The following is a 23,472-nucleotide window of genomic DNA, read 5'->3' on the forward strand; positions in this document are numbered from 1 at the left end:
CCCTCTTATTGTTCTGTCAGGGGACGCACGCGTACGCCCTGTTCGAGCTGCGCCAGTTGCGCAGCGTCGTTGATGCCAAAACCGATCTGGGTCACCGCCATTGCCGCAATCGCGGTGGCGGTGCGCAGGGTTTGCTCGGGGGTGTCGGCGCTAAGCAGACCGTGGAGCATGCCGGCCAGCAAGGAGTCGCCGGCACCGACCGTGCTGGCCACGCTGACCTTCGGCGGCGAGGCATGCAGGGACGAGCCGACACTGAACCAGTTCACGCCGTCGGCGCCGTGGGAAATCACCACGTGCTCGATGCCTTGCCCGTGCAAGCGTGCAGCGGCTTGTGCTTCGGCGATCGGCGAGACCACTTCGCAGCCGAGTGCGTGGGCCAGTTCTTCGGTGTTCGGTTTGATCAACCAGGGGCTGGCCTGCAACGCCACGCGCAAGGCTTCGCCGCTGGAGTCGAGGGCGACTTTCAAGCCGAGCGCATTCAGCCTTTCAATCAGCTCGCGCAACCATTGCGCAGTGACGCCACGCGGCAGACTGCCGGCGACCACCACCGCATCGTGCCCCGGTGCGATCTGCAGCAAGCGATCAAGCAAAGCTTGCTGCGCCGTTGCATCGACCATTGGCCCCGGACCGTTGATGTCGGTAATGCGCCCGTCCTGTTCGGCGACCTTGATGTTGCTGCGCGTCTCGCCCGGCACGCGGATGAACGCGTCGATAAAACCACGCTTGGCGAACAGGGTTTCGAACGCTTGCAGATTGTCTTCGCCGAGAAAGCCGCTGACGGTGACCTGATGGCCGAGGTCCGCCAGCACCTGGGCGACGTTGACGCCTTTGCCCGCAGCGTGGGTGTGCATCTCCTCGCTGCGATTGACCTGACCAGCGTCCAGCCGTGACAGCTCGACGGTGAGGTCGAGTGCCGGGTTGAGGGTCAGGGTGAGAATCTTGGCCATTACAGGGCCTCCACTAATGCGCGCACTTCATTCGCGCTGCCCACGGCCAGGGCCTGTTGAGCGAGGGTTTGCGCCTGGGGCAGGCTGAGTTCACGGATGCGCGCCTTGACTTCGGCAATGCTGCGCCCGGACACGCTGAGCTCGTCGACACCGAGGCCAACCAGCACCGGCACCGCCAGCGGGTCCGCCGCCAGCTCGCCGCAGACACCCACCCATTTGCCATGGGCATGGGCGGCACGCACGGTGATGTCGATCAGTTGCAGGACCGCCGGGTGCAAGCCGTCCGCTTGTGCAGACAGCGTCGGATGACCACGGTCGATGGCCAGGGTGTATTGGGTCAGGTCGTTGGTGCCGACGCTGAAGAAATCCACTTCCTTGGCCAGCACTGGCGCAAGCAACGCGGCGGACGGCACCTCGATCATGATCCCCAGTTGCAGGTCGGCGACTGGAATTTCCAAACGCAAGCGTTCGGTCATGTCGCGGGCCTGGCGCCACTCTTCGACGCTGCCGACCATCGGGAACATGATCCGCAGCGGACGGTTGTCGGCCGAGCGCAGCAAGGCGCGCAGTTGCGCTTCCATGATCTGCGGCCGCTGCAGGGTCAGGCGAATGCCGCGCACGCCGAGGAACGGGTTTTCTTCCTTGGCGATCGGCCAATACGGCAGCGGTTTGTCGCCGCCGACGTCGAGCGTGCGCACCACCAGCGGCCGTCCGGCCAGACCATCGAGGACGCGACGGTATTCGGCTTCCTGGGTCGCCTCATCCGGCGCCTGTGGGTGGGCCATGAAAATCAGTTCGGTGCGCAGCAGGCCAATGCCTTCGGCGCCCTGCTCCACCGCGCTGGTCACCCCAGCGCTTTCGCCGATGTTGGCGAACACTTCGACGGCGTGGCCGTCAGTGGTGTGCGCTGGTTGATGGCGCTGTTCGGCGGCGATCTTCAGGCGTTGCTCGCGGGTGTCTCGTTCTTCGGCGGCACGCTTGAGGGTCGCGGCATCGGCGTCGACATGCAGACGGCCACGCTGGCCGTCGAGCAACAGCGGCGTGCCCGGCTCGAGCAACAGCACCGCCGCACCCGCGCCGACCAGTGCTGGAATACCGAGGGCACGGGCGACGATGGCGCTGTGCGCGGTAGCGCCGCCGCGCGCGGTGAGAATCCCCGCAACCCGCGCAGGATCCAGACGCGCGACATCGGACGGGCCGACTTCGTCCATCACCAGAATGTACGGTTGCTCAGGTTCGTTCGCGGTCTGCACGCCACACAGCTGCGCCAGCACCCGGCGACCGATGTCGCGCAGATCGGCGGCACGCTCGGCGAGCAAAGCGTCCTGCAGCGATTCCTGCTGTTTGGCCGCCGCTTCGATCACCGCCATCCACGCCGCTTCGGCGCTTTCGCCTTGCTTGAGGCGGGTGTCGACTTCGTCGGTCAGATCCGGGTCGTCGAGCATTTCCTGATGGGTGATGAAAATCTCGCGGATGGCTTTGGCCTTGCTGCGTTCGATCAAGCCTTGGATGTCGCGGCGCACGTCGCTCAGGGCTTGCTTGAGGCGCTCGCGCTCGATGGCCGCCGACTCGCCGCGCAACGGGTAATCGATGGCTTGCAGCACCTGAATGTGCGCAGGGCCGATGGCGATGCCCGGTGCGGCAGGAATCGCCTGCAACAGGCTGCCGGAGGCCGGGGCGATCAGCACTTCGGCGATGTCGGCGATCACTTCGCGCTGCTGACTCACGGCCGGCAACGGCTCGACTTCCTCACCGAGGCCTTCTTCAATCGCCGCGAGCAGGGCCGGCAAGGCATCGGCGGCGATGCTCGGTTCGGCAATCAGCTCCAGCACCTGACCGCGCCGGGCGCCGAGGCTGAGCAGTTTGCTCAGGCTCTTCACCGATACGGCGCTGTCCTGGCTGTCGACGATGCGCACGCGAATTTCGCCGTCAAAACTCTTCGCCAGTTGCGCAAGAATCTTCGCTGGTCGTGCGTGCAGACCATGGGCGTTGGCCAGGGCAATACGCGCACTCGGCCAATCGGCCGGCAGCTCACCGCCGAGCACTTCGAGGACTTTGCGGCTGCTGGTGGCGCGGCCCAGTTCGTGGCCACGACCTTCGATCAGCAACGCGCACAAACGCTCGAGCAGCGCCTGATGCGCTTCGCCCAGACTCGCCAGGCAGAAGAGACCGCTAAGCGGCTGGCCGAGATAACGCATTGGCTTGTCGGGAGTGACGAACGCCAGCCCCGGACGCTTCACGGTCTGCTCGCTGTGCAACCACCACAGGCCATCACCCAATGGCAGCGCTTCGACTTGCTGCAACACGCCGGCAAAGCCATTGCTCACACATTCGGCCTGACGCAGCAGACGTGCGCCGCGCCAGACCAGTTCTTCGAAATCGTCGGCCGACACGCCGAGGCCGATCATCTGCGCGTCCAGCGCCAGTTCCTGCGGCGCGCCTTGCAGCAGCTTCAGCAGCGCTTCGGGCGAGCTGGCGCGACGCAGGGCCTGGCCCAGATCGGTCTCGCCGAGGGCGCGGGTCAGCAGTTGCAGCAGGCGCAGGTGTTCATCGGATTTCGCCGCGATGCCGATCGCCAGATAAACGATCTGGCCATCGCCCCAATCGACGCCGTCGGGAAACTGCATCAGGCGCACGCCGGTGGCGAATACCTGATCGCGGGTTTCCGGCGTACCGTGGGGAATAGCGATGCCTTGACCGAGAAAGGTCGAGCCCTGGGCTTCCCGGGCCTGCAGGCCGGCGAGGTAGCCGTCGGCTACCAGACCATCGGCAACCAGATGACTGGCCAGCAATTGCAGGGCAGCGGGTTTATCCACGGCCGACTGGCCCATGGATATCTGCTCTATAGTGAGCTCGAGCATGCGATCTCCTTTTTGGCGCAGTTCAACGCCAGGTATTGTTTTGAATGGTTCACAGCTTAGGCGCTCTGCCGCGCTTTTCAGCGGCAGTTTTGGCGGTTTCACGGCAGTACCGGCCAAAGGCGTCTAAAACGTAGAAAATACGCTTGCTGAAACGTTTAATCTAGATTGATCGGCACGTTACTCGATAATGTCTCATCCTTGAAGTCCAACTGGTCGGATCTGCCCAGGCAATAAGTCGACTGCCCTTATCGGGTAGGATTGGCGAAAATGTCGCGGCATGCTCGAAAAAACAAGGAAATACCGGGTTGAAACTCAGTGATATCGCGCGGTTGGCCGGCGTCTCCGTCACCACCGCCAGCTACGTCATCAACGGCAAGGCCGAACAGCAACGCATCAGCAACGCGACCGTCGAGCGCGTGCGCGCGGTGGTCGATCTGCACGGCTTCACGCCCAATCCGCAAGCGGCCGGCCTGCGCAGTCGGCACACGCGCACCCTGGGCTTTATCCTGCCGGATCTGGAAAACCCCAGTTACGCGCGGATCGCCAAGTTGCTCGAACAAGGCGCGCGTGCTCGCGGCTATCAATTGCTGATCGCCAGCTCCGACGACGCGCCGGACAGCGAGCGCCAGTTGCTGCAACTGTTCCGCGCCCGCCGTTGCGATGCGCTGATCGTCGCCAGTTGCCTGCCGGCCGGTGATGACAGCTATCGCCAGTTGCAGGCCAAGGGTCTGCCGATCATCGCCATCGACCGGGTCATGGAACCGGAGCATTTCTGCTCGGTGATCAGCGACGACCGCGAGGCCAGCCTGCATCTGACCCAGAGCCTGCTCGATCCGCAGCCAAAGCAGATCGTGCTGCTCGGCGCACGGCCGGAGCTGAGCATCAGCCAGGAGCGTGCCGCCGGTTTCCGCGAGGCTCTCAAAGACTTCAAAGGTGAGGTGCTGATCGAGCACGCCGAGTCGTTCAGCCGTGAGTGCGGCAAGCAATTGATGGAAGAACTCCTGCAGCGTCTGGGGCATTTGCCTGACGCGCTGGTGACAACGTCCTACGTGCTGCTGCAAGGCGTGTTCGATGCGCTGCATGATTTCCCGCTGAAATCGCGGCCGCTGCGCCTGGGCACGTTCGGTGACACGCAGTTGCTGGATTTCCTGCCACTGCCGGTCAACGCCATGTCCCAGCAACACCAGTTGATCGCCGACCAGGCCCTGGAACTGGCCCTGGCCGCCGTCGAGCAGGACGACTACCAACCGGGCGTGCAAGCCATTGCGCGGACCTTCAAGCAGCGTATTCATCGGGACTGAAGCGTGGAGCTGATCGACAGCCACACCCACCTCGACTTCCCAGACTTCGACGCCGATCGCGCCGAGTTGCTGGCCGAAAGCCGCGCTCTCGGCGTGCGGCGCATCGTCGTGCTGGGCGTGCATCAGGGCAACTGGCAACGGGTGTGGGACCTGGTGCAGAGCGATGCCGACCTGTATGCGGCGTTTGGTCTGCATCCGGTGTTCCTCGATCAGCATCGCTCCGAGGATTTGCTCGCACTGGGTGACTGGCTGACACGCCTGCGCGGGCATCGGCAGTTGTGTGCGGTGGGCGAGATCGGTCTGGATTATTTCATCGAAGACCTCGATCGCGAGCGGCAACAGTCGTTGTTCGAAGCGCAGCTGCAACTGGCGGCGGACTTCGAGCTGCCGGCGCTGATCCACGTACGCCGCAGCCACGCGGCGGTGATCGCCACGCTCAAGCGCTTCAAGCTCAAGCGCGCCGGCATCATCCACGCCTTCGCCGGCAGTCGCGAGGAAGCGCGGGAATACCTCAAGCTCGGGTTCAAACTGGGCCTCGGCGGCGCACCGACCTGGCCGCAGGCATTGCGCATGCATCGGGTCCTGCCGGAACTGCCGCTGCAATCGGTGGTGCTGGAAACCGACTCACCGGACATGGCCCCCGCCATGTTCCCCGGCCAGCGCAACAGCCCGGCGCATCTGCCGGCGATTTGTGCGGCGTTGGCCGAGTTGATGAATATCACGCCTGAACAACTGGCCAACGCCAGCACCGCCAACTGCTGCGAAGTCTTCGGCTGGTAACACGTACCCGGGTAGGAGCTGACGAGTGCAACGAGGCTGCGATCTTTTGATCTTCAGAGGCAAAGTCAAAAGATCGCAGCCTCGTTGCACTCGTCAGCTCCTACAGAGGGATGATGTGGGATTCAGACGCGAAACGCGCTGATCAGTTGTTTGAGTTCAACCACCTGCGCCGACAGCGCGCGGCTGGCATCTTCGGTCTGGTGCGCGCCTTGCGCCGTGCGTTCGCCGGCACGGTTGATCTCGACGATATTCTGGTCGATGTCGTGGGCCACGGCGGTCTGCTGTTCGACGGCGGCGGCGATCTGCTGGTTCTGATCGACGATCATGCCCACCGCGCCAAGGATGTTTTCCAGCGCCTGCTGGACCTTCTCCGACTGGCCCACCGTGCCGTTGGCCATCTGATGGCTGACGCCCATGGCCTTCACCGCCGCGCCGACGCCGCCATGCAGTTTGGCGATCATCTGCTCGATTTCTTCGGTCGATTGTTGGGTGCGTTTGGCCAAGGTGCGTACTTCGTCGGCGACCACGGCAAAACCGCGCCCCTGCTCGCCGGCTCGCGCGGCTTCGATCGCCGCATTGAGCGCCAGCAGGTTGGTCTGTTCGGCGATGCTCTTGATCACCTCAAGCACACGGCTGATCGACTGGCTGTCGCTGGCCAGTTGATTGATCACCAGCACCGACTGATCGATTTCGCTGGCCAGCGCGGCAATGCTGCCCTGCTGCGATTCCACCAGCCCGCGTCCGCTGAGGGTTTCGTCGTTGACGCTGTGGGCGCTGCTCACCGCAGCGGCGGCACTGCGAGCGACTTCCATTGAGGTCGCCGACATCTGGTTCATCGCCGTCGCCACTTGTTCAATCTGCGAGCGCTGCCCGGCCACGGCCTGATTGCTCTGCGCCGACACGCTCTCCACCTGCCCGGCCTGGCGCTCGACCTCACCCACGGTGTGGCCCACGCGTTCGATCAAGTCGTGAATCTTCTTCACCGTACCGTTGAACACCTCGCCCAACTCGCCCAGTTCATCACGGCTGCTGGCCTTGAAGTTGACGGTCATGTCACCGGCCGCGACCTTGTCCATCATCGCGCCCAGGCTTTTCAGGGTGGTCCGGGTCGAGGCGTAGAAACCGCCATAAAGATAGAAAATCAGCACAAACACCACCGACAGCGCAGAGGCTTGCAGAATCATGTGCGTGCGGTTCTGCGCCAGACGCTGCTGCAACTGGCTGTCGAGGAATTTCAGCGTGGCCTGATTGAGCTGGTAGGTGTGTTCCATCAGCCCGGTGACCTGATCGTAGAATGCCTGCCACGGCGCATCGAGGGTATCGGCCATCACCACTTGTTCTTCGAACAGCTCGCTGGCCTGCTTGAGCGAAGCCTTGCTGGTGTCGGCCTGGGCACTGAGGGATTCGCGCGCAGCACTGCTGGAACCGAGGGCGTCTTGCAGTTTCAGGGCGTACTCGGCCTGGAGTTTTTCGATCTGCACCAGCAACTCGTCGAAACGCGTGCTCGAGGAACTGTTGAGAAAGCCCTGGCCCAACGAATACGAACCCATCGCCCGGCCTTCGCCGAGGGTTTGCGTGACGCTGGGGGTGATCAGCGTAACCAGTTCGCTGAGCTGACGAATGTCGCTCTGGTTGTCGCGGCTCAACCCGGCCTGACTGGTGATGATCTGGCTGAAAATCTGCGCACTGGCCAGCAACTTGCCGATCAACGCGCTTTTGCTTTGCAGCGAGCTCTCTGCTTGCTGGGCCTTGAACGCGGCGATCATTTCATCGCGCTTGGCCTCGAATTGCTTGATCTGCTCGGGGTCTTCGGTCATCGCCGTCAGCCCTTCGAGCCGCGCGAGCACTGCTTGCTCCAGCGTCTGGATCTGCGCCTCGACATTGCCGGCCTTGCCGGACTGGCCGAGGGTGACGTCGATCTGCACCAGATTGTTCAAGGTCTCCAGATCCCGGCGCAGGGTCAGGCTGCTGCCCAGCAGGTCGAGGCTCTGCAATTCGACGCGGGTGCCCTGAAATTCGCGATAGGAATCGCGTACCAGATAGAAATTGGTCACCAGCATCGGCAACAGGAACAGCACGCTGATCAAGCTGAACTTCATGCCGAAGCTCAGACGGTTCATCAGCGAGACGGCGGGATAGAGCAAGCTCTTCACTGGAAGTCTCCCTTGGTTTTTCTTGTTTTTATTGGCAGGCGCGGGACGAGAGCAGATAGCCACTATCGGGCGCTATCTCTGTATAGCGTAAATCGGCGGGAGGTTTTGTAACTTAAGGTTAATGGCAATGCAGTGTTCGCCAAATCAAAAGCAAAAAGATCGCAGCCTTCGGCAGCTCCTACAGGGAAATGCGTTCCAAGGTAGGAGCTGCCGAAGGCTGCGATCTTTTGATCTTTCTGTAAATCAGCGAATCAGTGAACCAGAACCGTCCACAAGGCAAACCCGGCATACCACAGCACCGCCGCACGCAGCAGCAGTTCCCACAGGCAATCGAGGGTGTTGATGCCGTCCGGGCCGACCACTGGCGGTGGAACTTCCCCGGCGGCCAGGCCGACCTTGTTGATCAACTGCGCAGCGCTGATGTTCCAGTTCAGCAGCTCATGCAGCATCACTCGGCTGACCGCAACGAAGTTGCCGACCAATGCCAGACTCGCCGCCAGCAAGCGCACCGGTACCCAATCGAAGGCATGACGCAACTGCGCAGCACGCTCGACCAGCGCCGGATTGCAGCCGTGCTCTTCGGCCAGCGCCAGCAAACGATAGGCCAATGCCGCCACGGGGCCGAGAAGGAAGTACCAGAAGATCACCGCGAAGAAACTCTGATAGGCCTGCCACAGCAGATGCCCTTGCACCCGCTCGAGCAATTGCTCGCCACTGTCGGCGCAGATGTCCAGGTCGCGCTTGGCGACGTGCGCCGCCGCTTGCAGATCCTCACGGCGCCAGGCATCGCGGAACGGGCCGAGGCCGCCGAGCAGATCGCCACGCCCGAGGCTGTAAATCACCACCAGCAAATGCACCGGCAGCGCCAGCAAACCGTAAGCCACAGGTTCCAGCACCAGCAGCAACAGCGCCAGCAACGCCACCGGAAACAGCACCAGAATCGTCAGCACCAGCCACGGTTGCCTGGCCAGCTTTTTGCTGTTTTCGAGTTTGTGCAGTTCGCGGATCCATCCGCCGTCGCGTTGAAGCCGATGGCGCAGGGCCGAAAACTTCTCGATCCACAGCGCCAGCAGTAACACCAGAAAACTCATTGTCCTTCCTCTTTTGCCAGGGCGGCGCGGTAGCGTGCCCAGTCGAATGCCGGTCCCGGATCGGTCTTGCGCCCCGGCGCGATATCGCTGTGGCCGCAGATGCGCTGATCGGTGATCGCTGGAAAGCGTTTCTGCAACTGCCGGGTCAGCGCAGTCAACGCGCGATATTGCTCGTCGGTGAACGGCAGATCATCGGTGCCTTCCAGCTCGATGCCCACGGAAAAATCGTTACAGGTTTCACGACCTTCGAACATCGAAACGCCGGCATGCCACGCCCGTTCCAGACAGGAGACAAACTGGGTGACCTTGCCGTCACGTTCGATCAGAAAATGCGCCGAGACACGCAGGTCAGCGATGCCTGCAAAGTACGGGTGTTCAGTGACATCCAGACGATTCTGGAAAAATTCCTGCACCTTGCCCGTGGCGAATTGCGCCGGCGGCAGGCTGATGTTGTGGATGACCAACAGGGACACTTCGCCCGCCGGGCGCTCATTGAAGTTGGGCGACGGGCAGATCTGCACGCCATGACACCACCCGCTCGCGGGATCCAACTGCATACCGATTCCTTCAACGCCGACCATGTGGGCGCCCAGTATGCCGCGATCCGCCCTCACCGCGCGATCACTTGCCGCGATTGAGTCGCCGCAGGTCGCCCAGCACCGATTCCAGTGCGCGGTCGAACAGCAAGGTGTCATCCAGTGCGCGCGCGACCCCACGGCTGAAAGCCAAGGCGAGGTCGGTGCGGCTGTGTTCCAGCACTTTCGTCCCGGTGCGGTCGACGAAGACATATTTGCCGGTCTCTTCGATGATCGCGGCGAGTTTGCAACGCAAGGTCTGTTCGTCGTCTGCGTCGAACACCACCCAGTGGCCCATACGCAACTGCTCGACCTGAGACAGACCGGCAGCGTCTTGCGCCAGGCGCGGCGCCGGGGTGGCTGCTGCCTGGTCGGCACTGTGCTGCAAGACCTCGGGCGTGACTTCGATCAGCGGCATGGCGCTGTGCTCGGCATCGTCGGAACGTTCCAGCACGCGTACGTGCAGAGCCTCCAGTTCGCTGAAAAATTCGCTGGTGGCAAACGGGTCGAACGCGGTACTGCTCAGGCCATCGCGCAGCGACTTGAGCAAGCCCGGCACCAGCGCCAGCAGGCGCAGGCTGGATTCGCCGTCGTCATGGCGCTGCACGCTCCAGACCAACTGCTCCATGGTCTGCACGTCGGCGTGCCATTCGGCGGACTGATCACCGTGCTTGAGGCAGGTCAGCAACAGCACTTTGCTCCAGGCCTGCTGGACGAAACTCACCACCGTCGCCGGCAGCACCTGGCCCAGCAGAGCCTGCTGCAACGCCTGTGCAACGCGATGCTGAGCCAGTTCGGCTTTTGCCCGGCCTTCCTCGGCATCACGCAAGCGTTGTTCCAGCAGTTCAGTGCGACGACGTTCTTCCTGAGTGAAGGCGAGGAAGTCGGCGAGCAGTTCGGAGAAGATCGCCGGGTCGTCGACAAACTCGCTGAGCAAGCGCTGTACCACTTGCTCGATGCGCACATAGAGGTTGTCGCGCTCAGCGCCGTCGCAATCGCTCCAGCCCATTGCGGCCTCGGCGATTTCGTTGAGCAGGCGCCGCGCCGGGTGCGTGCTGCGGCTGAAGAAACTCTTGTCCAGCACCGCAACCTTGAGCATCGGAATCTGCAATCGGCCGATCAGCGCCTTGAGCGCGTCAGGCACGTTGCGATCGTCGAGGATGCAGTCGAAAACCATGGCGATCAGGTTGATCACATCTTCGTCGGCGGTCGCGACGACGCGGGACCTGCCGCTTCTGACGCTGACCCGGGTCAGCAGTTGCTCGAGCTGATGACGCAGATCGAAATCTTCCTGAGCCTCCAGCGCCGGTACGTATTGCTGCAAGTGCGACAACAACCGCAGCAGGTCGCGGGTGTTGATCGGATGCGCCGGGGCGCCGGGCTCCAGGGTCGGTGTGACGCGGCCGCGGACCTGGGCGAGCAATTGCTGCATCGCGGCGAACACTTCCTCGATGCCTTCGTCCGCTGGCGGCTCGTCGAGATCTTCAATCAATGTGTCGCTGTCCGCAGGCTCGACCATGCGACGAGCCACGGCGGGTTTCAGATGTGGCAACACGCCGGTGGCGAGCAACAACTGATTGGCCTCGCCATACAACTGTTCGGTGTCAGCCAGCACATAGCGTTCGAACAACTTGAGCAGGATCAGCTTGACCTTGATCTCGACGCCGAGGTTACGCCCGGCCTGCAGGAAATATTCGCAGAGCATCGCCGGACTCAGCGGGTTGTGCTGATCGTCCAGACGCTTGCCGAGCATCGAGCTGAAGCGTGCGGTGAGTTGATCGAGAGCGAAGCCGTCGCGCTTGAGCACGCGACTGACCATGGTCTGCACGGCCACGGTGCGCTCCATGGCATCGGTGCGCGGCGCCGACTCTTCGACCACCGGCGTGCGTGGCAGGGTGTTGGCGGCGGGATCGTATTGGGTAAGGCCGGCGAAGGCTTCGAAAAACAGCTCGAGAAAGCCACGCTCGATGTTCTTGCGTTTGAGGCGCAGGTCGCGCATGGCTTCGAAAAAGATGTTCTGATCGACGTCGTTGCGCGCCCGGTCGGCCATTTCGAACAGCGTGTCGTCGGCGTTATCGAACAGCTCCTGCAAATCGTGGCGCAGCTGCTGCGCAGCCTTGTCGCGAACCTGCAGCAGAATCACCGGCAAGCGGGCAAGCGGCGAGTGGTCCGCCAGATCGGCAGTCGCCCGGTGCAAAGGCACCACTTTCCCGTCGTTGCGCATCCAAGCCTCCTGGAACGGTGATTCGGTTCGTCGCTTTGACACTGCCCAACTGGACTCGTTCGTCAAAGCCATGACGTCAAATACAAGGCGGATTATCTGGCAAAACAGGCCAGCGATGCTATAGGCCTCAGGGTTTCCCCTATACGCCATACACCTCGCACTCAGCGCAGGAAAATCGACCAGATGCGTCAGGCACGAACGTTCTCGCCTTGGGTTGGCTCGCGCCCTGCCCCTATAATCGAACCACTTTGTTTGTGGAGTCCGTTATGCCGAATCTACGTCTCGCCGATCTGACCGCCGAAATCGAAAACAACGTGCGCCGTGCGTTGCTCGAAGACGTCGGCAGCGGCGACATCACCGCGCAACTGATCCCGGCCGAACGCCTGGCCAAAGCCACCATCATCACCCGTGACGACGCCGTCATCTGCGGCACCGCGTGGGTCGATGCGGTGTTTCGCCAGCTCGATCCGCGCGTGGCCGTGCATTGGCAAGTGGTCGACGGCCAGCGGGTCAAAGCCAATCAGCCGCTGTTTCACCTGGAAGGCCCGGCTCGCTCACTGCTGACCGGTGAACGCAGCGCGTTGAACTTCCTGCAGTTGCTGTCCGGCGTAGCGACGCGCGCGCAGTACCTGGCGGACTTCGTCGGCGAAACGCAGGTCAAGTTGCTCGACACCCGCAAAACCCTGCCCGGCCTGCGCCTGGCGCAGAAATACGCGGTGACCTGCGGCGGCTGTCACAACCACCGGATCGGTCTCTACGATGCCTTCCTGATCAAGGAAAACCACATCGCCGCCAGTGGTGGCATCGCCGAAGCCGTGGCCGCCGCGCACAAGATCGCCCCGGGCAAACCGGTGGAAATCGAAGTGGAAAGTCTTGAGGAATTGAAGCAAGCGCTGGAAGCCGGCGCCGACATCATCATGCTCGACGAACTGAGCCTGGATGACATGCGCGAAGCCGTACGCCTGACCGCCGGCAAGGCGAAACTGGAAGCCAGCGGCGGCATCAACGAAAGCACGCTGCTGCCGATCGCCGAAACGGGCGTGGATTACATCTCGATCGGCGCGATGACCAAGGATGTCAAAGCGGTGGATCTGTCGATGCGACTAAGCCTCTAAACGCAGCGGCAAGCTACAAGCTACAAGCCAAGCGACTCTGCTTTGACTTGCAGCTTGTAGCTAGAAGCTCGCAGCTGCTCTTATACGACGAGATTATTCATCTCGCAGTACTCTTCCCACTCGACACCCAATACTTCTGCCGCTTCCTTGTGCAGCACGAGGCGCTGCGCCTCGAACTCCTCTGGCGTGCTCGTGTACTTGAGGGTCAGCTCCCACGGCTGCAAGCCCTGCGCTTCGGCTTCGTCTTCGAAGGCCCACTGGATCTGGTCTTTCTGATCATCGGGACTCAGGTCCTTGATCTCATCCTTCAGGTCCGGCACATCCAGAAGGTATTTTTCCAGCGCTTGTTCGTGGCGTTGCTCTTGGGTCAATTCAGTCATGGGGTTCTCGCTGATCTTAGGAATGGAGGATGGATCTGGATCATCAAGGATCTCTCTGACGCGGACTGGCCGGCCTTCGGAACCATTCGGGATCATCTGAAAACTGCTAAGCGATGCTCATGCAGGCACCGAATATAGGACGTTTGCATGACGAATTACACGGCTCTTTACATCTCTTGCACAAAAAGCTGACCTGCGGAACATGAATCGACGTGGCACGCTGAGGAGTTGGTGCCCGAGACAGGAATCGAACCTGCGACCTTCGCGTTACGAGTGCGCTGCTCTACCGGCTGAGCTACACGGGCGGTGGGCTAAACCTAGCACCGGTCTCGAGCTGCGGCAAATTTGTGGGTTGTCTGATGGTTTTCTTTTGAGAACCACATTTGTGGCGAGGGGATAAATCCCCTCGCCACAATTTCTTTATTTCAGATAAAAAAATGCCCCCGCCGTTTGCACGGCGGGGGCATCTTCATTGCGCTAAAGCGTTGGGGTGATTAAACGCCCGAAGCCTTGGCAGCTGCCACGTCTTTGATGGACAGCTTGATACGGCCGCGGTTGTCCACGTCCAATACCAGCACTTCCACTTCCTGGCCTTCTTTCAGGATGTCGGTCACTTTCTCAACGCGAGCGTCGCTCAGCATCGAGATGTGCACCAGACCGTCCTTGCCCGGCAGGATGTTGACGAATGCGCCGAAGTCGACGATGCGCTCAACCTTGCCGACGTAGATCTTGCCGATCTCGGCTTCTGCCGTGATGCTCAGAACGCGCTGACGAGCAGCTTCTGCGGCATCTTTGGTTTCGCCGAAGATCTTGATCGAACCGTCGTCTTCGATGTCGATCGAAGCCTTGGTTTCTTCGCAGATCGCACGGATGGTCGCGCCACCTTTACCGATAACGTCACGGATCTTGTCGGTGTCGATCTTCATCGCGATCATGGTCGGAGCGTTGGCCGACAGTTCGGTACGCGACTGGCCAATGATCTGGTTCATCTGGCCGAGGATGTTCAGGCGCGCTTCAAGGGCCTGGCCCAGAGCGATTTCCATGATCTCTTCGGTGATGCCCTTGATCTTGATGTCCATCTGCAGCGCAGTAACGCCTTTGGCGGTACCGGCTACCTTGAAGTCCATGTCGCCCAGGTGATCTTCGTCGCCGAGGATGTCGGTCAGGACGGCGAACTTCTCGCCTTCTTTAACCAGACCCATGGCGATACCGGCTACCGGTGCCTTCATCGGTACACCAGCGTCCATCAGTGCCAGGGAAGCACCGCACACGGAAGCCATCGAGCTCGAACCGTTGGATTCGGTGATTTCCGATACCACGCGGATGGTGTACGGGAACACGTCAGCGGCTGGCAGCATGGCCGAAACCGAACGACGGGCCAGACGGCCGTGACCGATTTCGCGACGACCGGCGCCACCCATGCGACCACACTCGCCTACCGAGAACGGTGGGAAGTTGTAGTGCAGCATGAACGGGTCTTTCTTTTCGCCTTCCAGGGTGTCCAGCAGTTGCGCGTCACGGGCGGTGCCCAGTGTTGCAACAACCAGTGCCTGGGTCTCGCCACGGGTGAACAGAGCCGAACCGTGAGTCTTCGGCAGAACGCCGACTTCGATGTTCAGCGGACGTACAGTCTTGGTGTCGCGACCGTCGATACGTGGCTTGCCGTTGACGATGTTTTCGCGAACGGTGCGGTATTCGATTTCGCCGAAGGCTGCTTTGACTTCAGCAGCGCTTGGCTGGCCTTCTTCACCGGACAGCTTGGCAACCACTTGGTCCTTCAGCTCACCCAGGCGAGCGTAACGGTCGGCCTTGATGGTGATGGTGTAAGCCTGGGAGATCGCTTCGCCGAACTCGGCACGGATAGCGCCCAGCAGTTCGGTGGCTTCTGGCGCAGGAGCCCAGTTCCAGGTTGGCTTGGCGGCTTCGGCAGCCAGTTCTTTAACAGCGTTGATCACAACCTGGAATTCGTCGTGAGCGAACAGTACCGCACCCAGCATCTGGTCTTCGGTCAGCTCTTTGGCTTCCGATTCAACCATCAGCACGGCGTCGGAAGTACCGGCAACGACCATGTCCAGGCTCGAAGCGGCCTGCTGCTCGTAAGTCGGGTTCAGCAGGTAGCCGGTGCTTTCGTGGAAAGCCACGCGAGCGGCGCCGATCGGGCCGTCGAATGGAATGCCGGAGATGGCCAGGGCAGCCGAGGTACCGATCATCGCAGCGATGTCCGGATCGGTCTTCTTGCTGGTGGAAACTACGGTGCAGACAACCTGCACTTCGTTCATGAAGCCTTCTGGGAACAGCGGACGGATCGGACGGTCGATCAGTCGGGAAGTCAGGGTTTCTTTCTCGGAAGGACGGCCTTCACGCTTGAAGAAACCGCCAGGGATCTTACCGGCAGCGTAAGTCTTTTCCTGGTAGTGCACGGACAGAGGGAAGAAACCCTTGCCCGGATCGGCTTGCTTTGCACCGACAACAGTCACCAACACGCTGACGTCGTCGTCAACGGTGACCAATACTGCGCCGGAGGCCTGACGGGCGATACGGCCTGTCTCGAGGGTAACGGTCGATTGACCGAACTGGAATTTTTTGATTACCGGGTTCACGGTGTCCTACCTTCTTTGTGGCTCTTGGGGGAAACGGTTTCTTGCGAATTCTTGGGCAATATCGGGAATCGGCCCGATGGCAATTGTCCGGGTGCTACAGGTAAAGCCATGCTGCAGATAAAACTTGAGGCTGGGAGCCTGCAAGACGCCAGCGGAAAACCGCTGACGCCCGACAGACCACCAACCTCATAGCGCAATCGCTGATTAGCGACGCAGACCCAGGCGAGCGATCAGCGCGGCGTACCGGCTTACGTCCTTGCCTTTCAGGTAGTCCAGCAGCTTGCGACGCTGGTTAACCATGCGGATCAGACCACGACGGGAGTGGTGATCTTTACCGTTGGCCTTGAAGTGACCTTGCAGTTTGTTGATGTTGGCGGTCAGCAGTGCAACCTGCACTTCTGGCGAACCAGTGTCACCAACAGCTTGCTGGTAGTCAGCAACGATTTGAGCTTTTTCTTGAACGTCGAGAGCCATGAGGCAATCCTTCCTTATCAGGAAACTGTTTCAGGGAAACAGCTTCAACAGGCCAGGGACAAATCCCTGTATCTATAAATGAGTAGTGACCATGCCTGTTAACAGCCACACTCGCCGGCCCGCTTGCGCAGACCGGTTCCGGTCATTCTGACCGAATCAAGCGACGCGGCGCGATGCGCCCGTCTTCGCTCACTTCACCGATACCGATGAAGCGACCATTGTGATCCTGTACTCGTACCATGCCGAACTTCGGTGCATCCGGGGCACGTACCGGCTGGCCGTTGAGCCAGTAGAACGCGCTCGCTTCCGAGAAGTGCAGCAACGGCCAATCCTGCAGGCCGCTGTCCGATGGCATCAGGAAGCGGTCGACCGCTTCATTGCCGCCTTCGGCATGTACCGCTTCCAGCTCTTCGAGGGTCACGGTCTGCGCCAGGGTGAAAGGCCCGGCCTGGGTCCGACGCAATTCTGCGACGTACGCACCACAACCGAGTTGCTCACCGATATCCTCCACCAGGGTCCGAATATAGGTGCCCTTGCTGCAGTCCACCGCAAGCCGCGCAGTATCGCCTTCGAAGGCCAGCAATTCCAAGCGCGCAATAGTAACAGAACGCGGTTCGCGCTCCACTACTTCGCCTGCACGTGCCAGTTTGTACAGCGGCTGGCCATCACGCTTGAGTGCCGAGTACATCGGCGGTATCTGACTGATTTGCCCACGAAATTTCGGCAGAACCGCTTCGACATCGGCGCGACCAACGGTCACCGGACGCTCCTGCAAAACCTCACCTTCGGCATCGGCCGTGGTGGTGGTCTTGCCCAGTTGCGCCAGAGTCTCGTAGCCCTTGTCGGAATCGAGCAGGTATTGCGAGAACTTGGTCGCCTCGCCGAAGCACAGCGGCAACACGCCGGTGGCCAACGGGTCGAGGCTGCCGGTGTGTCCGGCCTTTTCGGCATTGAGCAGCCAGCGCACTTTCTGCAAGGCAGCGTTGGAGGTGAACCCCAACGGCTTGTCGAGCAGAATGATGCCGCTGACGTTACGACGGATACGTTTGACCTGAGCCACCGAATTACTCCTTGGTGTCTTCAGGTGCTGGAGCGGCAACGTGCTGATTGTCTTCAGCGACGGCGCGCTCGATCAGCGCCGACAGGTGCGCGCCACGCACGACGGATTCGTCGTAGTGGAAGTGCAGTTGCGGCACGCTGCGCAGCTTCATTTCGCGGGCCAATTGCATGCGCAGGAAGCCTGCGGCGGCATTGAGCACCTTGATGCTTTGCGCGATGTCTTCAGCGTTGTCCTGACCCATCACGGTAATGAAAATCTTCGCGTGACCGACGTCACGGGACACTTCCACAGCAGTGATGGTGACCAGACCGACGCGCGGGTCTTTGACTTCGCGACGGATCAGTTGCGCCAGCTCGCGCTGCATCTGATCGCCGATACGTTGGGTACGGCTGTATTCTTTTGCCATGATTTGTTACCTGTTACTGCCCAGCGGTGAAACCCGCAAGGTCTGAAAGCGGCAAACGCCCGGCCTGACAAAAGCCAGACCGGGCGTTGCGTTTAGAGTCCGGACGCTGTGCCGTGCATTTGCATGCTACGACCCATCGTGGCCCTTGAAGTGCGCGAGTCAGAGGCTGCGAGCAACCTGAACCTTCTCGAAGACTTCGATCTTGTCGCCGACTTTGACGTCGTTGTAGCTCTTCACGCCGATACCGCATTCCATGCCGGCACGCACTTCGGAAGCGTCATCCTTGAAGCGGCGCAGGGATTCCAGCTCGCCTTCGAAGATAACGATGTCTTCACGCAGTACACGGATCGGACGGTTACGGTGCACGACACCTTCGATCACCATGCAACCGGCGATCGCGCCAAACTTCGGCGAACGGAACACGTCACGCACTTCGGCCACACCCAGGATGTTCTCGCGAACATCGCTGCCGAGCATGCCGGTCAGGGCTTTCTTGACGTCTTCGATGATGTCGTAGATCACGTTGTAGTAACGCATATCCAGACCTTCCTGCTCGACGATCTTGCGAGCGCCGGCATCGGCACGCACGTTGAAGCCGAACAGTACAGCGTTGGAAGCCAGTGCCAGGTTGGCGTCGGATTCGGTGATACCACCGACACCGCCACCCACGACGCGCACTTGTACTTCGTCGTTGCCCAGGCCATTCAAGGCACCGTTCAACGCTTCCAGCGAACCACGGACGTCGGATTTGAGGACGATGTTGAGCGTCTTCTTCTCGGCCTGACCCATGTTTTCGAAGATGTTTTCCAGCTTGCCGGCGTGAGCGCGAGCCAGTTTGACTTCGCGGAACTTGCCTTGACGGAACAGAGCCACTTCACGGGCTTTCTTCTCGTCGGCAACCACGCTCATCTCGTCGCCAGCGTCCGGCGTACCGTCCAGGCCGAGGATCTCGACAGGGATGGATGGACCGGCTTCCTTGATCGGCTTGCCGTTCTCGTCGAGCATGGCACGTACACGGCCGTAGTTCGAACCGACCAGGACCATGTCGCCTTGACGCAGCGTACCGTCCTGAACGAGCACGGTTGCCACCGGGCCACGACCCTTGTCGAGACGCGATTCAACCACCACACCACGGCCAGGAGCCGACGGTGTAGCTTTCAGTTCGAGAACTTCGGCCTGCAGCAGAACGGCTTCAAGCAGCTCGTCCACGCCAGTACCCATCTTCGCCGAAACCGGTACGAATGGCGTGTCGCCACCCCAGTCTTCGGAAGTCACGCCGTGAACCGACAGTTCGCTGCGGATGCGATCGAGATCAGCGCCCGGCTTGTCGATCTTGTTCACTGCAACCACCAGCGGCACGCCAGCTGCCTGCGCATGCTGAACCGCTTCGATGGTTTGCGGCATCACGCCGTCGTCCGCTGCAACCACGAGGATCACGATGTCGGTCGCCTTGGCACCACGGGCACGCATTGCGGTAAACGCAGCGTGACCCGGGGTGTCGAGGAAAGTGACCATGCCGCGATCAGTCTCAACGTGGTACGCACCGATGTGCTGGGTGATACCGCCGGCTTCGCCAGCAGCTACCTTGGCACGACGGATGTAGTCGAGCAGGGAAGTCTTACCGTGGTCAACGTGGCCCATTACGGTCACGACTGGTGCACGGGAGAACGACTCACCTTCAAACTTCAGGGACTCGGCCAGGGAATCTTCCAGAGCGGTGTCGCTGACCAGAGTCACTTTGTGGCCCAGTTCTTCGGCTACCAGTTGAGCAGTTTCCTGATCAAGCACCTGGTTGATGGTCGCTGGGGTACCCAGTTTGAACATGAACTTGATGATTTCAGCCGCTTTGACCGACATCTGATTGGCCAGATCGCCAACCGTGATGGTTTCGCCGATCTGCACATCACGCACGACAGGGCCGGTCGGGCTCTGGAAACCGTGGGCGTTGCGCTTCTTCAGCTTGGCCTTGCCGCGACCACCACGACGGAAGCCATCGCTTTCTTCGTCGGTAGTGCGTGGCGCCACACGTGGTGCCGGCGCTTTTTCTTTGACCGATGCGCGATGCGGAGCGTTTTTGCGCTCGCCATCACCGCCACCGCTGCGACGATTGTTATCGTCGGCACGTGGCTTGTCCGGACGGCGCTGTTCGTTCTGCTTGTTGCGAACGTCAGCCGATGGAGCAGGAGCAGCAGCCACCGGTGCGCTTTCGCGAACAGGTTCGGCAGCAGCCGGTGCCGCAACGGCGTCGCTGGCAGCGGTTTGCGCAGCAGCAGGCTGGCGACGCGCTTCTTCTTCGGCGCGTTGCTTGGCTTCTTCTTCAGCCTTCTGACGGGCAGCATTTTCTACTGCGCGACGCTCATCCAGTTCACGCTTGCGCTCGGCTTCGATTTCTTCCGGGCTGCGCTGTACGAAAACTTTCTTCTTGCGAACTTCAACGCTGATGCTCTTGCTACCAGCCACACGCAGGGTGCTGGTGGTTTTACGCTGCAGCGTGATCTTGCGTGGTTCTTCCACTTTCGCCTTGTGACTGCTCTTCAAGTGAGTCAGCAGGGATTGCTTCTCACTGTCAGTCACATTTTCGTCGGCGGCGGTGTGCGGCAGACCTGCCTCACGCATCTGCTGCAACAGGCGCTCTACCGGTGTTTTGACCTCATCGGCCAGTTGTTTCACCGTGACTTGCGTCATGCACTTCTCTCCTCAGGCCGCGCCTAATTACTCGAACCAGTGGGCTCGGGCGGCCATGATCAACTTGCCGGCACGATCATCGTCAATGCCGTCGATGTCGAGCAGGTCGTCAATAGACTGCTCGGCCAGGTCTTCGCGGGTAATTACGCCGCGCACCGCCAGTTCCATCGCCAAATCCTTGTCCATACCCTCAAGCGAGAGCAGGTCTTCGGCCGGATGGGCGTCTGCCAGCTTTTCCTCAGTAGCGATGGCTTTGGTCAACAAGCGATCCTTGGCGCGAGCACGAAGCTCGTTGACGATGTCCTCGTCAAAGCCGTCGATGTTGAGCATCTCCTCCACCGGTACGTAGGCAATCTCTTCCAGGCTGGTGAAGCCTTCATCTACCAGCACCTGAGCCAGTTCTTCGTCGACTTCCAGCTCGTCGATGAAGTTGCGCAGGATGTCGCCGGTTTCTGCTTGCTGCTTAGCCTGGATGTCCGATTCGGTCATCACGTTCAGGGTCCAGCCAGTCAACTGGCTCGCCAGACGCACGTTCTGACCACCGCGACCGATGGCCTGAGCCAGATTGTCTGCGCCAACGGCGATGTCCATGGCATGGGCATCTTCGTCAACGATAATTGCCGCAACCTCGGCCGGGGACATGGCGTTGATCACGAACTGGGCCGGGTTGTCGTCCCACAGCACGATATCAACACGCTCACCGCCCAACTCACCCGATACCGCCTGGACGCGCGAACCGCGCATACCGATACAGGCACCTTGCGGGTCGATGCGCTTGTCCTTGGAACGGACGGCGATCTTGGCACGCGAACCCGGATCACGGGAGGCGGCCATGACCTCGATGAGGCCTTCAGCGATTTCCGGCACTTCGATACGGAACAGCTCGATCAGCATTTCCGGCGCGGTACGCGACAGGATCAGCTGCGGGCCGCGGTTCTCGGTGCGGATTTCCTTGAGCAGCGCACGCAGACGCACGCCGACACGGAAGGTTTCGCGAGAAATGATGTCTTCGCGGGCCAGCAACGCTTCAGCGTTGTTGCCCAGATCGACGATCACGTTGTCGCGGGTAACTTTTTTCACGGTGCCAGAGATGATTTCTCCCAGGCGCTCGCGATAGGCGTCGACCACTTGAGCGCGCTCGGCTTCGCGAACTTTCTGCACGATAACCTGCTTGGCAGTCTGTGCAGCGATGCGGCCGAACTCGATGGATTCGATTTTCTCTTCGACGACGTCACCGACCTTGGCACCAGGATGCGTTTCGGCAACCTTGCTTGGCCAGGTCTCGATGGCCGGATCGTCGAGATCATTCTCTTCGACGACCGTCCAGCGACGGAAGGTTTCGTAAGAACCGGTGTGGCGGTTGATTTCCACACGCAGGTCCACTTCGTCTTCAAAACGCTTTTTGGTAGCAGTGGCCAGAGCCAGCTCCAGCGCTTCAAAAATTACGCTTGCCGGTACACCCTTTTCATTGGATACCGACTCAACAACCAGCAGTACTTCTTTGCTCATCGTACGCCTCGCCTTTCGCAAGCCATTGGATCCGCGGGATCCGCGTCTCAGTCAAAACTGGGAATAATGTTGGCCTTGTCGATCATATCGATCGGCAACAGGAACTCGTGGTCTTCTACCTGCACCACGACGTCCTGCTCTTCTACACCGCGCAGAAGGCCCTGAAAGTTGCGTCGACCTTCGAAAGGCGAGCGCAGCTTGATCTTCACTTGTTCACCGGCAAATTTGGCAAACTGCTCAAGAGTGAACAGCGGGCGCTCCATGCCAGGCGAGGAAACTTCAAGGGTGTATTCAACGGAGATCGGATCTTCAACATCCAGAACGCCGCTGATCTGACGGCTGACAATGGCGCAATCGTCCACCAGCACGCCACCCTCTTTATCGATATAAACGCGCAACATCGAGTGACGACCCTGAGCCGAAAACTCGATACCCCAGCATTCATAGCCCAGGGCCACGACCACCGGGGCCAGCAAGGCCTGCAACTCTTCTAGCTTGCTCGACACCTGAACCCCCTAGTGCATGATATGTGCATGCTTTGCAAAATAAAAAAATGGGCATAACGCCCATCCTTGAAACGCCGTCGAACAGCGGCGTTGAAAGTATCCAGCTAACAAAAAGCCCCTTAAAAGGGGCTCCTTAAACTGGTTGCGGGGGCCGGATTTGAACCGACGACCTTCGGGTTATGAGCCCGACGAGCTACCAGACTGCTCCACCCCGCGACAAAGCTGGGGCGGAAGTATACGACCGATCCCTTTTAGGGTCAATGTAACCTTCCACCTGCAAGAAAGCCCGCAACAGCGGGCTCTCCTGACTAATTGGTACCGAGAAGGGGACTCGAACCCCTACACCCTATGGGCACAACCACCTCAAGGTTGCGTGTCTACCAATTCCACCACCTCGGCAATACTACGTTTGAAACCCTTCTTACTTCTGCTCTTGAGCTGGAGGCACGTCAGTCGCTGGAGTAGCCGACTTTTGCTCTTGAAGCACCGGTACATCATCAGAAGCCGGTTGTTGCTTAGGTACTTCCAACACTGCTGGATCTGGCAGACCTGCTTGAGTCAGCTGATGAGCTTTCTCTTTAGCAAAGTAACCTAACCCCAAGCTGGTTATGAAGAAACCGGCGGCAAGTATAGCAGTAAACTTACTAAGAAAGGTAGAGGAACCTTGGCTTCCGAACACAGTATTTGAAGCACCTGCTCCGAAAGACGCGCCAGCGTCCGCACCCTTACCCTGCTGCAGCAAAACCAGAGCAACTACGCCCAATGCACCCAGCAGATGAAAAACGACTACGACTGTTTCCAGCAT

The 23,472-nt window shown here is 60.5% G+C and carries 18 protein-coding genes, 3 tRNA genes and 1 pseudogene; 3 read left to right on the forward strand and 19 right to left on the reverse strand.

From position 1 onward, the window contains the following. Window positions 1–5: 5 nt before the first annotated feature. Together pfkB and ptsP are read right to left on the reverse strand one after the other, a co-directional pair. Window positions 6–947, reverse strand: coding sequence for a 1-phosphofructokinase (gene pfkB, locus AC0Z5Z_RS20950; RefSeq protein ID WP_485611586.1), 942 nt, complete (start codon window positions 945–947; stop codon window positions 6–8). After that, window positions 947–3,808: a phosphoenolpyruvate--protein phosphotransferase gene (gene ptsP, locus AC0Z5Z_RS20955; protein WP_150743381.1), complete on the reverse strand. Its 2,862-nt coding sequence runs from the start codon at window positions 3,806–3,808 to the stop codon at window positions 947–949. Before ptsP ends, pfkB begins: the two co-directional genes overlap by 1 nt. Window positions 3,809–4,113: 305 nt before the next feature. Between ptsP and cra the strand changes: the two genes are divergently transcribed. Both cra and AC0Z5Z_RS20965 read left to right on the forward strand, forming a co-directional pair. Further along, window positions 4,114–5,109 carry a catabolite repressor/activator gene (gene cra / locus AC0Z5Z_RS20960; protein ID WP_485611587.1) on the forward strand — a complete coding sequence of 332 codons (996 nt, stop codon included), beginning with the start codon at window positions 4,114–4,116 and terminating at the stop codon, window positions 5,107–5,109. Between the two features lie 3 nt (window positions 5,110–5,112). Continuing rightward, window positions 5,113–5,889, forward strand: coding sequence for a TatD family hydrolase (locus AC0Z5Z_RS20965; protein WP_406228236.1), 777 nt, complete (start codon window positions 5,113–5,115; stop codon window positions 5,887–5,889). 122 nt (window positions 5,890–6,011) lie between these two features. On the opposite strand, the gene AC0Z5Z_RS20970 is transcribed toward AC0Z5Z_RS20965, so the two are convergent. From AC0Z5Z_RS20970 to AC0Z5Z_RS20990, 5 genes and pseudogenes are all read right to left on the reverse strand, one after another. Continuing rightward, window positions 6,012–6,941, reverse strand: a complete 930-nt coding sequence (locus AC0Z5Z_RS20970) for a methyl-accepting chemotaxis protein (protein WP_371915159.1) — start codon at window positions 6,939–6,941, stop codon at window positions 6,012–6,014. Further along, window positions 6,918–8,009 (reverse strand): annotated as a pseudogene (locus AC0Z5Z_RS20975) (methyl-accepting chemotaxis protein); the annotation flags it as partial. The gene AC0Z5Z_RS20970 and the pseudogene AC0Z5Z_RS20975, both read right to left, overlap by 24 nt. 284 nt (window positions 8,010–8,293) lie before the next feature. Further along, window positions 8,294–9,133, reverse strand: a complete 840-nt coding sequence (ampE, locus tag AC0Z5Z_RS20980; RefSeq protein ID WP_485611588.1) for a regulatory signaling modulator protein AmpE — start codon at window positions 9,131–9,133, stop codon at window positions 8,294–8,296. Next, a complete protein-coding gene (ampD, locus tag AC0Z5Z_RS20985) occupies window positions 9,130–9,690 on the reverse strand; it encodes a 1,6-anhydro-N-acetylmuramyl-L-alanine amidase AmpD (RefSeq protein ID WP_122747368.1) in 561 nt (186 codons plus the stop codon). The genes ampE and ampD overlap by 4 nt, the downstream gene beginning before the upstream one ends. Before the next feature lie 64 nt (window positions 9,691–9,754). Further along, on the reverse strand, window positions 9,755–11,932 hold the full coding sequence (locus AC0Z5Z_RS20990; protein ID WP_485611589.1) for a DUF1631 domain-containing protein: 2,178 nt from the start codon (window positions 11,930–11,932) through the stop codon (window positions 9,755–9,757). Window positions 11,933–12,198: 266 nt separating this feature from the next. On the opposite strand from AC0Z5Z_RS20990, the gene nadC reads away from it, so the two are divergent. Further along, the gene (gene nadC, locus AC0Z5Z_RS20995) at window positions 12,199–13,047 is read left to right on the forward strand and encodes a carboxylating nicotinate-nucleotide diphosphorylase (RefSeq protein ID WP_016771747.1); all 849 of its coding nucleotides are present in this window, start codon (window positions 12,199–12,201) and stop codon (window positions 13,045–13,047) included. Window positions 13,048–13,127: 80 nt separating this feature from the next. Here nadC and AC0Z5Z_RS21000 read toward each other — a convergent pair whose 3' ends face one another. The 12 genes from AC0Z5Z_RS21000 to secG all read right to left on the reverse strand — a co-directional run bounded on the left by AC0Z5Z_RS21000 (window position 13,128) and on the right by secG (window position 23,472). Beyond that, window positions 13,128–13,427 (reverse strand): DUF6388 family protein, encoded by a 300-nt coding sequence (locus AC0Z5Z_RS21000; RefSeq protein ID WP_076565788.1) that lies wholly within the window; start codon window positions 13,425–13,427, stop codon window positions 13,128–13,130. Between the two features lie 229 nt (window positions 13,428–13,656). Then, window positions 13,657–13,732: transfer RNA gene (locus AC0Z5Z_RS21005), tRNA-Thr, on the reverse strand. A 189-nt stretch (window positions 13,733–13,921) separates the two neighbouring features. Beyond that, window positions 13,922–16,027, reverse strand: coding sequence for a polyribonucleotide nucleotidyltransferase (gene pnp, locus AC0Z5Z_RS21010; protein ID WP_024011572.1), 2,106 nt, complete (start codon window positions 16,025–16,027; stop codon window positions 13,922–13,924). Between the two features lie 204 nt (window positions 16,028–16,231). Continuing rightward, complete coding sequence (rpsO, locus tag AC0Z5Z_RS21015) at window positions 16,232–16,501, reverse strand: 30S ribosomal protein S15 (protein WP_016771751.1); 270 nt, start codon at window positions 16,499–16,501, stop codon at window positions 16,232–16,234. Between the two features lie 142 nt (window positions 16,502–16,643). After that, the gene (gene truB, locus AC0Z5Z_RS21020; RefSeq protein WP_024011571.1) at window positions 16,644–17,561 is read right to left on the reverse strand and encodes a tRNA pseudouridine(55) synthase TruB; all 918 of its coding nucleotides are present in this window, start codon (window positions 17,559–17,561) and stop codon (window positions 16,644–16,646) included. 4 nt (window positions 17,562–17,565) lie between these two features. Continuing rightward, window positions 17,566–17,967 (reverse strand): 30S ribosome-binding factor RbfA, encoded by a 402-nt coding sequence (gene rbfA, locus AC0Z5Z_RS21025; protein ID WP_016771753.1) that lies wholly within the window; start codon window positions 17,965–17,967, stop codon window positions 17,566–17,568. Window positions 17,968–18,126: 159 nt separating this feature from the next. Next, entirely contained in the window at window positions 18,127–20,652 is a 2,526-nt protein-coding gene (infB, locus tag AC0Z5Z_RS21030; RefSeq protein ID WP_041477933.1) for a translation initiation factor IF-2, read from the reverse strand. A gap of 27 nt (window positions 20,653–20,679) precedes the next feature. Continuing rightward, window positions 20,680–22,161, reverse strand: a complete 1,482-nt coding sequence (gene nusA / locus AC0Z5Z_RS21035; RefSeq protein WP_024011569.1) for a transcription termination factor NusA — start codon at window positions 22,159–22,161, stop codon at window positions 20,680–20,682. A 47-nt stretch (window positions 22,162–22,208) separates the two neighbouring features. Further along, window positions 22,209–22,667: a ribosome maturation factor RimP gene (rimP, locus tag AC0Z5Z_RS21040; RefSeq protein WP_007973115.1), complete on the reverse strand. Its 459-nt coding sequence runs from the start codon at window positions 22,665–22,667 to the stop codon at window positions 22,209–22,211. 139 nt (window positions 22,668–22,806) lie between these two features. Beyond that, a tRNA-Met gene (locus AC0Z5Z_RS21045) sits at window positions 22,807–22,883 on the reverse strand. 97 nt (window positions 22,884–22,980) lie between these two features. Continuing rightward, a tRNA-Leu gene (locus AC0Z5Z_RS21050) sits at window positions 22,981–23,066 on the reverse strand. A gap of 22 nt (window positions 23,067–23,088) precedes the next feature. Next, on the reverse strand, window positions 23,089–23,472 hold the full coding sequence (gene secG, locus AC0Z5Z_RS21055) for a preprotein translocase subunit SecG (RefSeq protein WP_016771756.1): 384 nt from the start codon (window positions 23,470–23,472) through the stop codon (window positions 23,089–23,091).

The organism is Pseudomonas sp. 1L-E-NC-VB-C3 (assembly GCF_057291535.1).